Source organism: Lutibacter sp. (genome assembly GCF_013041805.1).
Lineage (GTDB): Bacteria > Bacteroidota > Bacteroidia > Flavobacteriales > Flavobacteriaceae > Lutibacter.
Genome location: NZ_JABDRI010000001.1, coordinates 30,329 through 47,171, shown reverse-complemented (window position 1 = coordinate 47,171; position 16,843 = coordinate 30,329). Strand labels below are relative to the sequence as shown.

General features: G+C 29.7%; 12 protein-coding genes and 1 tRNA gene. 9 read left to right on the top strand and 4 right to left on the bottom strand.

Features of this window, described 5'->3' with window-relative positions; all coding sequences use genetic code 11:
• The gene (locus tag HKP59_RS00165) at window positions 1-1,119 is read right to left on the bottom strand and encodes an HlyD family efflux transporter periplasmic adaptor subunit (RefSeq protein ID WP_291802438.1); all 1,119 of its coding nucleotides are present in this window, start codon (window positions 1,117-1,119) and stop codon (window positions 1-3) included.
• 179 nt (window positions 1,120-1,298) lie between these two features.
• Window positions 1,299-2,162: a Two component regulator three Y domain protein gene (locus HKP59_RS00160; RefSeq protein WP_291802437.1), complete on the bottom strand. Its 864-nt coding sequence runs from the start codon at window positions 2,160-2,162 to the stop codon at window positions 1,299-1,301.
• A gap of 240 nt (window positions 2,163-2,402) precedes the next feature.
• Here HKP59_RS00160 and bshB1 point away from each other — a divergent pair, with 240 nt between their 5' ends.
• The 3 genes from bshB1 (at window position 2,403) to HKP59_RS00145 (ending at window position 4,042) form a co-directional block, all read left to right on the top strand.
• Window positions 2,403-3,119, top strand: coding sequence for a bacillithiol biosynthesis deacetylase BshB1 (bshB1, locus tag HKP59_RS00155; protein WP_291802436.1), 717 nt, complete (start codon window positions 2,403-2,405; stop codon window positions 3,117-3,119).
• 49 nt (window positions 3,120-3,168) lie between these two features.
• Window positions 3,169-3,244, top strand: a tRNA-His gene (locus tag HKP59_RS00150).
• Window positions 3,245-3,364: 120 nt separating this feature from the next.
• A complete protein-coding gene (locus HKP59_RS00145) occupies window positions 3,365-4,042 on the top strand; it encodes a hypothetical protein (RefSeq protein WP_291802435.1) in 678 nt (225 codons plus the stop codon).
• Window positions 4,043-4,054: 12 nt separating this feature from the next.
• Here HKP59_RS00145 and uvrA read toward each other — a convergent pair whose 3' ends face one another.
• Entirely contained in the window at window positions 4,055-6,838 is a 2,784-nt protein-coding gene (uvrA, locus tag HKP59_RS00140) for an excinuclease ABC subunit UvrA (RefSeq protein WP_291802433.1), read from the bottom strand.
• Window positions 6,839-7,101: 263 nt separating this feature from the next.
• Between uvrA and HKP59_RS00135 the strand changes: the two genes are divergently transcribed.
• Entirely contained in the window at window positions 7,102-7,686 is a 585-nt protein-coding gene (locus HKP59_RS00135) for a sigma-70 family RNA polymerase sigma factor (RefSeq protein ID WP_291802432.1), read from the top strand.
• 57 nt (window positions 7,687-7,743) lie between these two features.
• The gene (locus HKP59_RS00130) at window positions 7,744-7,884 is read left to right on the top strand and encodes a hypothetical protein (protein ID WP_291802430.1); all 141 of its coding nucleotides are present in this window, start codon (window positions 7,744-7,746) and stop codon (window positions 7,882-7,884) included.
• Between the two features lie 39 nt (window positions 7,885-7,923).
• Here HKP59_RS00130 and nth read toward each other — a convergent pair whose 3' ends face one another.
• Window positions 7,924-8,559 (bottom strand): endonuclease III, encoded by a 636-nt coding sequence (nth, locus tag HKP59_RS00125; protein WP_291802428.1) that lies wholly within the window; start codon window positions 8,557-8,559, stop codon window positions 7,924-7,926.
• A 35-nt stretch (window positions 8,560-8,594) separates the two neighbouring features.
• Here nth and bcp point away from each other — a divergent pair, with 35 nt between their 5' ends.
• The 4 genes from bcp (at window position 8,595) to HKP59_RS00105 (ending at window position 16,837) form a co-directional block, all read left to right on the top strand.
• On the top strand, window positions 8,595-9,047 hold the full coding sequence (bcp, locus tag HKP59_RS00120) for a thioredoxin-dependent thiol peroxidase (RefSeq protein ID WP_291802427.1): 453 nt from the start codon (window positions 8,595-8,597) through the stop codon (window positions 9,045-9,047).
• 198 nt (window positions 9,048-9,245) lie between these two features.
• Window positions 9,246-12,053: a triple tyrosine motif-containing protein gene (locus HKP59_RS00115; protein WP_291802426.1), complete on the top strand. Its 2,808-nt coding sequence runs from the start codon at window positions 9,246-9,248 to the stop codon at window positions 12,051-12,053.
• A 262-nt stretch (window positions 12,054-12,315) separates the two neighbouring features.
• Window positions 12,316-15,342 carry a TonB-dependent receptor gene (locus HKP59_RS00110; RefSeq protein WP_291802425.1) on the top strand — a complete coding sequence of 1,009 codons (3,027 nt, stop codon included), beginning with the start codon at window positions 12,316-12,318 and terminating at the stop codon, window positions 15,340-15,342.
• Between the two features lie 10 nt (window positions 15,343-15,352).
• Window positions 15,353-16,837, top strand: a complete 1,485-nt coding sequence (locus HKP59_RS00105; protein WP_291802423.1) for a RagB/SusD family nutrient uptake outer membrane protein — start codon at window positions 15,353-15,355, stop codon at window positions 16,835-16,837.
• Window positions 16,838-16,843 lie beyond the last annotated feature (6 nt).

Sequence of the window (16,843 nt, the reverse complement as noted above, 5' to 3'; positions counted from 1 at the left end):
TTACTTTTTATTTTCATTAAATATAGTTACTAACATACCAGCATATGATCCAGGCACAGGTTTTGATAATAAAACTGTACCATTTGGTAAACCTTTTACAATAACAGTATTTTCATTTTCGAAAATAGGATTAACAGAAATTAAGTCGAGCACAGAATCTTTTACAATGTATAATTTCGAATTTTCAACAATAAGATTTCTTTGCACTTCATAGGCATTTTCTTCAGCTTTCGCTTGTAACTCAATTTCCAAATATTGACCCTCCTTTAAATCTTTTCCCACTACTTCAATAAAGGCTTTTATTGTTTGTGTTGCAGTATCTAATTTTCCATTTATTCTAATTACTTTACCTGTCCAAGTTTTTGTTTTCTCTAAATTATGTAATTTCACTTGTTTTCCAACTTGCAGTAAATCTTTAAATTCAGATTTTATAGAAACACCTATTTCATAAACGGACGGGCTGATAAATTCTCCTAATTTTTGACCAACTCTGATTAATGTTCCGGGATTAACTAAAGATTCGGTCAAAATTCCATTAAATGGTGCTCTAATGTTGTGTTTATTTAATTTAACTTCTAAATTTTTAACATTATAATAAGCAGTATTTATGCCACGCCCTGAAATAAAAAACTTTTCCTTTTCTGAAGCAAACTCAGGAAGTTTGTTGGTTCCACCATTATTGTCAAAATTTTGTAAATAATTTTGCCATTTATCAAATTCACTAGGATAATCTAATCTAATATCTGGCATGATAGCAGTTATAAGATTGAATAAGTTGCTTTTTTGAGCTTGTAGATTTGCGTAAAACTCGTCGCTATTAATTTTAATAATAGTTTCACCTTTACTGTAGGATGTACCTTGCTTGAAATCTTTTGAAGTTTTTTGCAAAACTCCTTGAACTTCAGCATATAATTCAATTTTATTTTTAGCAACTAAATTACCATTTGTACTAATTACCAATGGTACAGTATTATTAGTTACAACTTCAGTAAATACAGTTTTTACAATTTTTTCTAATTTCTGTTTAGGCTTATTTTTTGAATCAATTAGATATTTTGCAAAAAATATTGATCCAGCTATTAAAATAACAGAAAGTACAATTAATATTATTTTTCTCATTTTTTAAGGTAAATTTTGGCGGCTAATTTAGTTGATTTTTTTTGTAATCGATGCAAATATAACTATTCAAATTTTAGGTAACTTTAACACTTAGTTAAAATTTTGATAATTTGTTAAATAAAAAGAGACCCGATAAGGTCTCTTTTTATTTAACAAAGTTTAACTAAAACAACTATAAATTATTGTGGTAAAATAGTCTTGTATGTTGTTGGGGATGAAATATCATCTATAGCTCCAACATCTAAAGAATTGTTCGTGTATTCAAAATTCAATAATTGAGGCATATTTTCAATCGATGGGCTAATAGAACCAATAAACCTATTATTATTAAGTAACAGTATTTCTAAGTTTTTAAGTTTACTTAATTCATTAGGAACTTCTCCTTCAAATAAATTATTGGCTAAAGTAAGTTCGTTTAAATTAATAAGATCCCCAATTTCTGGAGGAATATTTCCAAACATTGCATTATCAAATAAACTCAAAGTTTCTAAGTTGGTTAAATTTTTAACATTTGATGAAATTAAACCTTTAAGTTTATTACTACTAATATGTAATATCTCTAATTCTTTTAAAGTATAAATTGACTCAGGAAGGTAACCTGTAATTAAATTGTTAAAAAGTACTAATTGTTTAAGGTTTTTTAAATTACCAATAGAATTTGGAATTGTTCCCTCTAGCTGATTCATAAATAATTCTAATACTTCTAAAGATTCAATTGATGTAATTTCGTTCGGAATCATTCCTTGAATTTTGTTAAAACCTAAATTTAAATGCTTAACAGATTTTAAATTTCCAATACTTGAAGGTATAGTTCCATTCAAATTATTCATACTCAAATTTATTTCAGTAACACTATTGTTTTCAACTGTTACTCCAAACCATGTATTTGGCGCTTCATTTAGATTCCAAGTAGTATTCCAATTTTCTCCGTTTGTAGAATTATAAAGATCAACTAAAGCATTTTTTTCTACAGTTGAAATTTGTGAAAAAATAACGGGAGAAGTAAGTATCGAAAGAATTATTATTAAGGTTACTTTTTTCATGATTCTAGGGGTTAGTTAGGGTTTAATTTTAAATTTCTTTAGGCTAAAGTAAAAAAATATATTTACATACACAAATAAAAATTACTATTTATGGTAAAAAAATTACCATTTATTTAAAATAACGTGTATTTTAAATTTTGAATGTGATTTGTAAATACTTAATTTAATGAGTGTTATTGTAAATAAAAATCGATGTTAAAAATCACTATCTTTGTGGAAATTTACTAAACGATAACAATTATGAAGCTTGATATTTTGGCAATAGGAGCACATCCAGATGACGTTGAGTTAGGATGTGGAGCAACTATTGCAAAAGAAATTTATTTAGGTAAAAAAGTTGGAATTCTAGACTTAACTAGAGGAGAATTAGGAACTAGAGGCTCAGCTGAAATCAGAGATATGGAAGCGTCAAACGCTGCCAAAATCTTAAATGTTTCTGTAAGAGAAAACTTAGCTTTTTCCGATGGTTTTTTTGTTAACGATAAGGAGCATCAGCTTGAAATTATCAAGATTATTCGAAAATACAAACCAACTATTGTGCTTTGTAATGCAATTGATGATAGACATATTGATCACCCAAAGGGTAGTAATTTAGTATCTGACTCTTGCTTTTTATCAGGATTAATGAAGATAGAAACGGAATTTGATGGTGAAAAGCAAGAAGCTTGGAGACCAAAGCAAGTTTATCATTATATACAATGGAAAAATTTAGAACCTGATTTTGTTATAGATGTATCAGGATTTATAGAAACTAAGCTAAAATCTGTAAAAGCTTATAGTTCTCAATTTTATGATCCTAATAGTGATGAGCCAAGTTCTCCTATTTCGACTAAAAACTTTCTAGACAGTATAATATATAGGTCACAAGATTTAGGCAGACTAATAGGTGTTGATAATGCAGAAGGCTTTACAGCAGAGCGGTATGTAGCAATAAAATCTTTTAATAATTTAATTTAAAAAATGTTTGTAATAATACATAAATGTTTTACATTTGCATCCGCAATATGGTGGTTGTAGCTCAGTTGGTTAGAGCATCGGTTTGTGGTACCGAGGGTCGCCGGTTCGAATCCGGTCTTCCACCCAAAATTAAAGGTCTGTTTTACAGATCTTTTTTTGTTTATAAAAGGTTATTAAATCAAATATTTTAAAGTTTTTTTAAATTATTGTAATACTTTAGCCAAGTAAATATAAGATTATATCAAATGAAAAAATTAGTATATATATGTGCGTTTATACTTACAACGACTGCAATTGCTCAAACATCTAATTCTTTAACTTTTGAAAAACAAAAGTTAAAGCAAGCTTTGGCTTATGGAGATAAGCTTGTGGCTGCTAGTAGTATGTTTTCCATTATTAGTTTAGAAGGACCACAAAGTACTTATAAAGATAGTTTAGCATATTTATATTTTAACGCTAGAAATTATGTTTCATGCTTTTTAGTAACCAATGATATTTTAAAAAATAAACCTAATAATATTGAATTACTAGAAATGCAAGCGGTTTCTCTAGAGTCTATGGGCGCTATGGAAAAAGCTAGTGAATCTTACAAGGCTCTCTTGGCTATTACTAATAATAATTATCATGCATATAAGTTGGCAGGGTTGCAATTGGCAATGAAAAAATATGATTTGGCTCATGCTTCAGTTAAAAAAGCGAATCAATTATCAGATAATGGAACAGTAGAAATTACTTTTCAAGTAAATAAGAACTACAATCAAAATGTTAAATTAAAAGCTGCCATAGCTTATTTGGAAGGGATTATTGCACAAAATTTGGACAAGAATAAAGAGGCAAAGCTAAGTTTTGAAGCAGCTGTTAAAATATTTCCAGATTTTGTTCTTGCTAAAAGTAAGTTAGAAACGTTATCTACTGAAGAATAGCTTTACGCAGTACTATTTTAATTTTTCTACTAAATAAGGTGCAGTATATGAGGCTGTACAATTAGCGAGATCTTCAGGTGTACCTTGAAAAATAAGGTTTCCTCCATTTTTTCCACCTTCTTTTCCAAGATCAATAATATAATCGGCACATTTAATTAATTCAATATTATGTTCTATTACAATTATTGAATGACCATTTTTTATTAAGGCATTGAACGAGTTTATTAATTTTTTTATATCATGAAAATGTAAACCTGTTGTTGGTTCGTCAAAAATAAATAGTGATTTACTTTGGCGTGTGCCTTTTACTAAAAATGAAGCTAGTTTAATACGTTGAGCTTCACCACCAGAAAGAGTTGAAGAAGACTGTCCTAAAGTTACATACCCTAATCCAACATCTTGCAAAGGTTGTAGTTTTTTTGCAATTTTAGTTTCTTCATACTTTTTAAAAAATACAATTGCATCATCAATAGTACTATTTAATAGGTCGTTTATAGATTTGTCATGAAATTTAACTTCCAATACCTCTTTTTTGAATCGTTTACCTTTGCAAACTTCACATTCTAAATGAACGTCTGCCATAAATTGCATTTCTATCGTCACTTCCCCTTCACCTTTGCAAACTTCACATCTGCCACCTTCAACATTAAACGAAAAATGTTTAGGTTGGTAATTTCTTATTCTAGACAATCTTTCTGAAGCAAATAAAGCTCTAATATCATCATAAGCTTTGATATAAGTAACTGGATTTGATCTGCTTGAACGTCCAATTGGATTTTGGTTAATAAATTCTATATGTTCAATTGCTGAGATATTTCCTTTTAACTCAGTAAATTGACCAACTTTTTCTCCATACCCACCAATTTTCTTTTGAATTGCAGGATATAAAATTTTACTAACTAATGTACTTTTTCCACTTCCAGATACTCCTGTAACAACAGTTAAATTATTTAATGGGAAGGTTACATTTATATTTTTTAAGTTATGTTCTCTAGCGCCAATTATTTCAATACTATTTTTTGAAACCCTCCTTTTTTGTGGTATTTCAATTGTTAGTTTTTTATTTAAGTATTTTGCTGTTAACGAACTTGATTTTAAAATGTCTTTATAAGTTCCTTCAGCAACAATTTCACCACCAAAAGTTCCTGCTTCTGGGCCAATATCAATAATTAAATCAGCAGCTTTCATAATATCTTCGTCGTGCTCAACTACAATAACAGTATTTCCAAGGTCTCGTAAATCTTTTAACACTTTTATTAAGCGTTCTGTATCTTTCGGGTGTAATCCAATACTAGGTTCATCTAAAATATACATTGAGCCCACCAAACTACTTCCTAAAGAAGTGGCTAAGTTAATTCGTTGGCTTTCACCACCTGATAAAGTATTTGAAGTTCTATTTAATGTAAGGTAGCTTAAACCTACATTGGTAAGAAATTGTAGCCGATTTTTTATTTCAATTAATAGGCGTTTAGCAATATTTTGTTGGTTCGTGTTTAATTTTAAACTATCAAAAAAGTCAACCAACTCAACTAATGGTAAATCTACTAATTCACTTATACTTTTGTTATTAATTTTAACATTGTTAGCTTCTTCACGAAGTCGTTTACCGTTACAAGTTGTGCATTTTGTTTTTCCACGATAGCGTGAAAGCATGACTCTATATTGTATTTTGTAACTTTTGCTTTCTAAATATGTGAAAAAAGAATGAAGCCCTTCAAATGATTTATTCCCATTCCAAATTAACTCTTTTTGAGCTGAAGAAAGCTCAAACCAAGGCTTATGAATTGGAATGTTAAATTTGTAGGCATTATTAATAAGACCATTTTTAAATTCTGAAAAGGAATCTGATTTCCAAGGTAAAATAGCATCTTCATAAATGGATAATGATGTATTTGGAATTACCAAATCTTCATCAATTCCAATTACATTTCCATAGCCTTCGCAAGTTGGGCATGCTCCGTACGGATTATTAAAGCTAAATAAATGAGTGTTTGGTTCTAAAAACGAAATAGCATCTAATTCAAATTTATTATTGAAGCTTCTTTGTTTATTTGTTTTTAAATCTTCTAGTATACATTTTCCTTTCCCTTCAAAAAAAGCAGTTTGTATAGCGTCTCCCAGTCTATTAAAAAAATCTTCATCATCTTTTAAAATAATTCGGTCAACAACTAAATAGAAATCGTGTTCTATTTCTGTCGTTATTTCTTCAATTCTTATAATTTTACCTTTATATTTAATCCTTGAATAGCCTTGTTGTGCTAAAATTTTTAACGTATCTACAACACTTCTTTCTTCAAGAATATGAACAGGTGAAAGTAATAAAAGCTTGCTATTCAGTTCTAAAGTTTTAATGTAATTAAGAACATCAGTAACAGTATGCTTTTTAACTTCTTTTCCAGAAACAGGAGAAAAGGTTGTTCCAATTCGAGAGAATAATAATTTCAAATAATCGTAAATTTCTGTGGAAGTCCCAACTGTTGATCGCGGATTTACAGAATTTACTTTTTGTTCAATTGCAATAGCAGGAGCAATTCCCTTAATATAATCAACTTTAGGCTTATGAAGCCTACCTAAAAACTGACGAGCATATGACGACAAGCTTTCTACATATCTACGTTGTCCTTCTGCAAATAGCGTATCAATTGCTAAACTTGATTTTCCAGAGCCAGAAAGACCTGTAATTATTACCAATTTGTTTCTTGGAATAGCAACATCTATATTCTTTAAATTATGGAGTCGAGCCCCCTTAATAATAATATTTTCTTTTGGGTTAAGTGTTGCTATATTTTTTGTCATTTTTACCAAATAGGGAATAAATGCAAATGTAATCACAAAATTTTATAATTTAGACATCCTAATTCATCATTTATTTTTTTATAATTTGCTATGTTGAATAAAAAAAAGAGATAATTACCTTATTTTTTTAAAAAATAGTTGGATTTTTAAAAAAAACATCTCATATTTGATGTTCATTATAATAAAAGCGCCTATTCAACAATTTTACTTTTTATAAATTTTAAGAAATACAACTCATTTAACCCCTAAATGTATTTACAATTATGGAAAGTAAACATACTACTGATGGCGTATTAGTCAGCAATTATATACAAGGAAATGAAAAATCTTTAGAGATTTTAATAGTTCGTCATAAGCAACGAATTTTTAGTTTCATCCTTTCTAAAATATTAGATAGAGAAATAGCAGAAGATATTTTTCAGGATACTTTTATTAAGGTGATTAATACCTTGAAAAGAGGAAAGTATAACGAGGAAGGTAAGTTTTTACCTTGGGTAATGCGTATTGCACACAATTTAATTATAGATCATTTTAGACGTATTAAGCGAATACCGAAATTTAATAATACAGATGATTTTGATATTTTTGATGTGTTAAGTGATGAAATGTTATCTGTTGAAAACCAATTAATTAAAGAGCAAATATTAGGAGATGTTAAAAGCTTAATTGAAGAATTACCTGAAGATCAAAAAGAGGTATTAATAATGCGCATGTATAAAGACATGAGCTTTAAAGAGATTGCTGAAAATACAGACGTAAGTATTAATACAGCATTAGGTAGGATGCGTTATGCACTTATAAATTTGAGAAAATTAGTTGAAAAACATCATATTATTTTAGTCAATTAATGTTAGGTTGCAATAAAAATAAAAGTTCATCGTTTATTTATTATAAAACAACTATATATGATGAAACTTTACTCAGAAAAGTCTCCAATTTTGGAGCAACCTAGAAACGAAATAATTCAATATTTGTTCAACTACTCCAAGCAATTAAGAGTGGTTAAAACCAACAAAAACGACTATATTGAATTACATTTGAATTAATGTTCTTTTAAAACCCACTTTTAACCAAAAGTGGGTTTTTCATTTTAAAACAGATTTTCTCCCAATTGTTTTAGTAATAATATCTTTTTCCACGTTCCAACCACGAGCTGGAGAATATTCTCTACCATAAAAAATGATTTGAAGATGTAGTTTATTCCATAATTCTTTGGGGAATAGCCTTTTAGCGTCTTTCTCAGTTTGTGCAACATTTTTTCCATTTGTCAAGTTCCATCTATACATTAATCGATGTATATGGGTATCAACAGGGAATGCCGGTACTCCAAAAGCCTGGCTCATTACAACACTTGCTGTTTTGTGACCAACAGACGGCAATTCTTCTAAGTCTTTAAAATTTTTAGGTACTTTTCCTCCGTGCTTTTCAATTAGTATTTTTGATAATCCATAAATACCTTTTGACTTCATAGGGGATAGACCAGCAGGTTTAATTATTTCTCTTATTTCATCCACTGTTAGTTTTACCATATCATATGGGTTATCTGCTTTAGCAAATAAAAGAGGTGTAATTTTATTCACACCTTTATCTGTACTTTGTGCAGATAGCAAAACTGCAATTAATAAGGTGTAAGGGTCTATATGATCTAAAGGTATTGGTACTTCAGGGTATAATTTTTCGAGTGTATTTATTACAAATTGTACTTTTTCTTGTTTTGTCATTTTTAGTATCTTTACAAAAAGCTAAAATACAAATTATGATAACATTAAAAACAGGAGATAAAGCACCAGATTTTGAAGCATTAGATCAACAAGGAAATACAATAAAACTTTCAGATTATAATGGAAAAAAATTAGTTTTATTTTTTTACCCAAAAGCGAGCACTCCGGGTTGCACAGCAGAGGCTTGTAACTTAAGAGATAATTATAAGAATTTTCTAAATAAAGGTTTTGATATTTTAGGAGTGAGTGCAGATTCAGCAAAAAGGCAACAAAATTTTATAACTAAAAACGAACTTCCTTTTCCATTACTTGCTGATGAAGACAAAGTTGTTATTAATGCTTTTGGAGTTTGGGGTCCAAAAAAGTTTATGGGGCGTGAATATGATGGTATTCATAGAGCTACTTTTATAATTGACGAAAATGGAATTATTGAAGAGGTAATTACTAAAGTTAAAACAAAAGAACATACAAATCAAATTTTAGGTTGATTTGAAAACCAGATTTAAATAACTAATTTTTTATAAAACGTTTTATTTGTTTGATGAATGATTGATAAATTAAAATGTGTACAATCATAAAAAAGCATGCCTTAGAATTTATTCTGTATTTTTATAGTATTTAAAATAAATACATTATAGAACTGCTATTATTTTGTTAGTTTAATAAATCCTAAATTTAGTTTATAAGTGACATTTTTTAAAACCTATTTAAACATTTTTATTGTTTTGAGTTGTGCAGTTCTTGAAGCCCAAGAATTGCCTCCAATTGAAAATTATTCACCTAAGCTGTATAATGCAGAAAATCAAAATTGGTCCATATCTCAATCTTTCGACCAGCAAATTTACATTGCTAATAACAGTGGTTTACTTGCTTTTAATGGTGCAAAATGGAAGTTGTACCCATCACCAAACAATACAATTATTAGGTCTGTAAGTGTTATAAATTCTCGCATTTATACCGGAAGTTATATGGAGTTTGGATATTGGGAGAAAAATGAGTTTGGGAGTTTAGACTACTTTTCTTTAAGTGCTAAAATTGAAGATAGATTAGTTGAAGAGGAATTTTGGAATATTATTGAATATGATACTTGGGTATTATTTCAATCACTAAATCGAATTTATATTTTTAACACTATTGATGAATCATTTCAAATAATAAAGTCTGATACTCAATTACCTAAAATATTTAAAGTAGAGGATAGTATCTATTTTCAAAAAATGAATGATGGTGTATATAAAATTGAGAATGGGAAAGAGGTTTTAATATCAAACAACCCTATTTTACAAAATAGTATATTAGTTAATATTTTTTATGTAAACAGAAGAATTCTATTTCAAACACAAGATAAAGGGTTTTATTATTTGGAAAATGATGAATTGCACAGATGGAAAATTGATGCTGATACTAGGATTAACTCTATCAGTGTTTATAGTAGTTTGCAATTGAGTGATGGGAGTTTTGTTTTAGGGACGATAGCAAATGGTTTATTTCATTTAGATGAAAATGGTAATATTCTTTATCAAATAAGTCAAAAAAATGGATTAAACAACAACACCGTTTTATCGATTTTTGAAGATTCAACTAAAAATGTGTGGTTAGGTTTAGATAATGGAGTGAGTGTAATTAATCTGGACTCACCTTTTAGTGTTTATAATGACATCAATGGAGAATTAGGTACCATTTATGCTTCAGCTATTTTTAATGGAAATCTTTATTTAGGAACAAATCAAGGTTTATTTTTTAAAAAGAGAGAGAGCAATCAAAAATTTAAGTTTATTGAAGGAACCAAAGGGCAAGTTTGGACATTGAAAGAATTCGATAACACCTTATTTTGTGGGCATAATTCAGGAACATTTATCGTGAAAAATGATAAAGTCTCATTGATATCTGATTTGATGGGAACTTGGGATATTAAACAGGTTAAAAGCAATAAAAATATTTTACTGCAAGGTAATTACAATGGCTTAAATGTTTTAGAAAAGAAGAATAATACATGGAAATTTAGAAATAAAATTAAAGGGTTTGATATTTCAAGTAGATATTTTGAAGTGGTTTCAAAAAACACCATATTAGTAAGTCATGAATATAAAGGAGTGTTTAAGATTAAAGTTGATAGTACACTCACTAAAATTTATAGCTATGCTACTGAAAATACTGTGCCAAAAGGACTAAAGTCTAGTTTAGCGGCTTACAATAACAATTTATATTACACATCTGAAAAAGGAATTTTCAAGTATGATGATTCAGAAGATATTTTTAAGAAAGATTCAGTTTTTACTAAAAAACTATTTAGTGCTGGTGAATATATATCTGGTAAGTTAATACCTAACAATCAAACCCAAACTTTATGGGGATTTACGAACAACAATTTAGTTTATTTTTCTCAAGGAAAATTAAATAATATTCCACAAGTAACTAAATTATGGTTGCCAGCATCTTTAAGAAGTAATGTTACTGGCTATGAAAGCATTACTCATATAGAGGATCAAAAGTTCTTATTAGGTACTTTAAGAGGGTATATTATTATAGATTTAGAAAAATTTAGAGATAAAGACTTCGAGGTTAACATAAATTCGGTTGATAAAAGAGTTATAAATGAAAGTAAAATTAGTGTTCCGCTAACAGTAGATGGCACTTTTGAATTTAAAGAGCATAATTTATTTTTTTCTTTTAGTGTTCCCGAATATGATAGGTATACTGAAGTAAATTACCAGTATAAACTAGAAGGTATATATACTGATTGGACAAGTTGGTCTACCTTTTCTGAGGTTTCGTTTGAAAATTTACCTTATGGAAATTATACTTTTAAAGTAAAAGCTAAGATTAATAATAAATTATCAACAAATATTGCAACCTACTCTTTTAAAATTTCTAGACCTTGGGTAGTATCTTATGTAATGATATTTGTTTATTTCGTCTTATTTTTATTGTTATTAATTCTAATTCATTTTTTCTACAAAAAATATTACACAAGGCAAAAAATATTATTAATAGAGAAAAATCACCGTGAATTTGAACTAAACCAATTAGAAGCGGAAAAACGATTAATGAAAATTAAAAATGAACAATTAAATCAAGAAATTGAAAGTAAAAATAGAGAGTTAACAATTTCTACAATGAGTATTATTAAAAAGAATGAAATATTAAATAGTATTAAAAAGGAATTAATATCGTCAAAAGGAGCTCAAGATAATAAGCAAGCCATAAGTGCTATTGATAAAAATATAAATAATAAAAAAGATTGGGAGTTTTTAGAAGAAGCAATCAATAATGCGGATAAAGACTTCTTGAAAAAGATAAAAATATTACATCCAGAGTTAACACCAAATGATTTACGATTTTGTGCATATTTACGATTGAATCTTACTTCAAAAGAGATTGCGCCACTTTTAAATATTTCAGTTAGAAGCGTAGAAATTAAACGTTATCGCTTACGAAAAAAGATGAGTTTAGCTCATAAAAAGAGTCTTGTAGCTTATATTTTAGCTATTTAAATAAATAATATCACAACAAAACGGATATTTACTACAACATTACCTCAACAAAATGAAAACTATAACGTTATAGCTTGTACTTAATATTGCCTTATTTATGGTTAAATGTTAATGTTAAATAACCCTAAAATTAAACCGATAGCCTTGCATATTTATAGCTCTGTGTTTTTATTTGTGACCTTGTATGTTTTTTGTATAGGTTAAATTTTAACTATTAACACAATTTTAACCTTATATTTATCCAAACTTAATTCAATCATATATGAAATCATTTTTATTATCAATTTTTTTATGTTTTGCCGGCGTATTTTCTTACGCGCAAAATTATGAAGTTAAAGGAATTGTAACTGATGCCAGTGGAGGTCCTTTACCTGGAGTTTCAATAGTCGTTAAAAATACCACCAAAGGTGTTTCAACTGACTTTGATGGTAATTTTACAATTATGGAAGTACAAAATGGGGAAGTGTTAGTTTTCTCATATTTAGGGTTTGTAACAAAAGAAGTTGTTGTAAACAGTGCAGATTTTTTACAAGTTGTTTTAACTGATGACACACAATCTCTTGATGAGGTAGTGGTTATTGGGTATGGAACACAAACTAAAAAGGAAATTACAGGAGCCGTTACGGTTGTTGGTGCAGAAACTATTGAAAAGCTTAAACCCACTCAGGTTGAGCAAGCTTTGCAAGGACAAGTTGCAGGTGTAAATGTTACTACTAATTCAGGTTCTCCTGGTGGAAGTTCAACCATTAGTATTAGAGGTGTATCGACAAACGGAGACAGTAGACCTTTAATTTTAGTAGATGGAAACGTTGTTGAGGATCTTAGTGTAGTAAACCCTAACGACATTGAAAGTATGAACATATTAAAAGATGCTACAGCAGGTATTTATGGTGTGAGAGCTGCGAATGGGGTTATTTTAATAACAACAAAAACAGGGCGAAAAGAAATGCCATTAACTGCTGAATATAATGCTTATATGGGTTTTCAGAGAACAACTCGTAAAATGCCAGTGCTTAATGCTACAGAATACGCATTAATAGTAAATGAAGCTTTTGCTGCAGGTGGTAGTGTACCTCCATTTACGGATGTATCAAATTTAGGTGTTGGAACAAATTGGCAAAATGAAGTTTTTGAAACTGCACCAATTCAAAGTCATAACCTTTCATTAAAAGGAGGTAGAGAAAAATCATCTTATTCTTATAGTACTTCTTATCTTACTCAAGATGGTATTGTTGGAGGTAGTAAATCAAATTTTACAAGATATACTTCCGCTTTAGGTTATAATTTAGATTTCTTAAAGAATTTTAAATTTAAGTCTGGAATTACTGCAACCATAACAAACAAAAAAAATCTGCCAGAAAACGCTTTAGGATCTGTCCTTTTCAACTCATTGAATATGGCTCCGAACATTCCTGTTAGAGATGGAAATGGAGAGTTTTCATTAGCTGATGGATTAGGTGCGGAAGTAATTAATCCAATAGCTCAAATGGCTAATACCTACAATACAAATAAAGTAGTGAAATTTAACGGTTTTGCGGGAGTAGGATATACTTTTTTAGAACATTTTACGGCTGAGGCTAATATTCAATTTAATTATGCTGAAGTAAATTCAACAAGTTTCGACCCTATTGATAATTACGGTGCTGGTAAGGTTTTTAATACTTTTAGAAGTAGTGTTTTTGAAGGTGCTAATATTTTTAGAGATTACACTTTTGATGGTTTCATTAAATATGATAATACATTTAATGATGAACATAAACTTAATGTGCTTTTAGGTACTTCAGTTTTCAAAACAACAGGTTTATTTTCTGGATGGATAGGTCGTGATATTACAGATAATAATGTAGCAAATGCATTTGTAGATCAAGCTTTAGAAACAGAGAATATTTACGAAGAATTAGGAAGAAACCCAACTTTTGATGCTAGATTGCTATCCTATTTTACAAGAATACAATATGATTATAAAGGTAAATATTTATTATCTGCAGTAGTACGTAGAGATGGTTCTACAAGATTTGGTCCAGGTAACAAGTTTGGATATTTCCCTTCAGGATCAGTGGGGTGGATTATCTCAGATGAAGATTTTATGAGTGATAATAATCTTTTCCAATTATTAAAAATGAGAGTTTCTTATGGAATATTAGGTAATGATAGAATTGGTGATTATAGATTTACATCATTACTTACCGGTGAAGGAACTTATTTCTTTGGAGGGAATGATAGAGAAGATGAATATTTTGGAGTTGCAAGTGGTCCAATTTCTAATCCAGAAATTAAATGGGAAAAACAAAAAACATTGGATATAGGATTTGATTTACGACTTTTAGATAATAAAATTGATATAACTACAGATTACTTTAAAAGAAGAACTGAAGATTTATTGGTGTCTCCGCAAATATCTGGATTATTAGGTACAGGTGCAGCACCATTTGTAAATGCAGGAATTGTAGAAAATGAAGGTATTGAATTTGCAATTGGTTATTCAGACGAGTTGAATGATGATTTTAAATTTAGTATCAAGTACAACGTTACTGCAATAAAAAATGAAGTAGTTGCTGTAAGTGGGGATGGTGAATATCTTGAAGGAGGAGGATTTGGAATTTCACAACCAGCTATTTCAAGAATGGAAGCAGGATATCCTTTAGGTTATTTTGTTGGATATGAAACTGATGGTATTTTCCAAAATCAAAACGAAATAGACAATGCCGCAGTTACTGATATTGCAACTGCACCAGGAGATTTTAGATTTGTAGATCAAAATGGAGATGGCGTAATAAATTTAGATGATAGAGTAGATCTTGGAAATCCTTTACCAGCTGCTACAATGGGTCTTAATATCTCTGTTGATTATAAACGATGGGATTTTGCTGCTTATGCCTTTGCATCAGTAGGAAATGAAATTGTTCGTAATTACGAACGTAACCAACAATCAGTTAATAAGCCTAATTCCTATTTAGATCGCTGGACTGGAGAAGGAACAACTAATAGCGCACCAAGAGTTACAGCTGGAGCGACTCCAAGTACGCTGTTTTCTGATTTTTATGTAGAGGATGGTTCATTCGTTCGTTTACAAAACGTACAATTAGGATATACTTTTAATACAGATTCAGAAGATTCAAGTGTTGATAAGTTACGTGTATATCTTTCAGGGAGCAACTTACTTACTTTAACTAAGTATAGTGGGTATGATCCAACAGCAGGAACAGGTGCACCAATTGGTGGTGGAATAGACCAAGGGTTTTACCCAAATGCAGCGTCATTATTATTAGGTGTTAACTTAAAATTTTAATTCAAGAATTATGAAAAATTTAAAAATTATTTATATCCTCTTTACGGTTTTTGTCATCTATTCTTGTAGTGATGATTTTGTAAATGTGGATGCATTAGACCCAAACTCTGAAGACTTTTTTAATACAGAGGAAGATTATCAGGATGCATTAGTTGCCGCCTATGATTATTTGCAATCAACATCTAAATTTGTTCAATTTGCAGAGATAGCTTCAGATAATACATTGTGTGGAGGAGAAAGCGCAACAGATTCACCTTATGTTCAGCAAATAGATGATATGATTCATTCTGCAGTTGGTCAAAGTGACGGTGGATTAAGAACGATGTGGCAATGGATGTATGAGGCCGTAAATCGTTGTAATTATATTATGGAATTTCAAGATAAAACTGATTTTTCAAATAAAACAAATGTGATTGCTCAAACTAGATTTTTAAGAGCTTATTACAACTTCATTTTAGTAAAATGGTGGGGTGATGTGCCAATGTTGGTTGATCAACGAATCCGATTTGGAGATCAGTTTAGTATTCCTAGAACTCCTAAATCAGAGGTGTATGCATTAATTGAGCAAGATTTAATTTTTGCTGCTAACAATTTAAATTATACGGGATATGAAACGGGACGCGTAACTAAAGGAGCTGCTCAAGCCTTATTAGGAAAAGTTTATTTATATCAAGACAAATTTGCAGAATCTGCAGATGTACTAGAAGATTTAATAAACAACGGACCGCACAGATTATTAACTACAGAAGAATACCCTGATATGTTCGAACGCTATAATGAAAATAATATAGAATCAGTGTTCGAAATTCAGTATTCAGATGTTGATGGAGGTAGCTATGGTTGTTTCCAATGTCTTGAAGGTAATTATGCAGCATTTTTTAATGGGCCAAGAGGATTTTTTGATTCTACTGGATTCTTTGATAATGGTTACAGTTTTAATGTACCTGTTCAAGAAGTTGTTGATGCATTTGAAGACGGAGATATTCGTTTAGAATATTCTATCTTAGATATGGCAAAATATATTGAAGATAATCCAGGATCGTCATGGGATAATACTCAAGGCTATGAGCAAACAGGTTATTTCAATAGAAAAATAATGGCTAGACAAGGCGATTTAAATAATGGAGATGCTGCTTTAACTAATCCAGATAATTATAGAGCGATTAGATACGCTGATGTGTTACTAATGGCTGCAGAAGCTTTGAATAGAGGTGGAATCAGTGATTCAAGAGCTCAAGGATATTTAAATGAGGTTCGTAATAGAGCAATGTTAAGTGATGTTACAACAACAGGAAATAATTTAACTACTGCTATTTGGAAAGAACGCCGAGTTGAATTAGTAGGTGAAGGTCATCGTTTCTTTGATTTAGTAAGGACGGGTAGAGCTGGAGCTGAAATTGATGGATTTCAGGTAGGAAAACATGAATTGTTCCCAATACCTGTTGAAGAAATATTATTATCAGGAAATCAATGGGAAAATAATCCTGGATATTAAAATTAA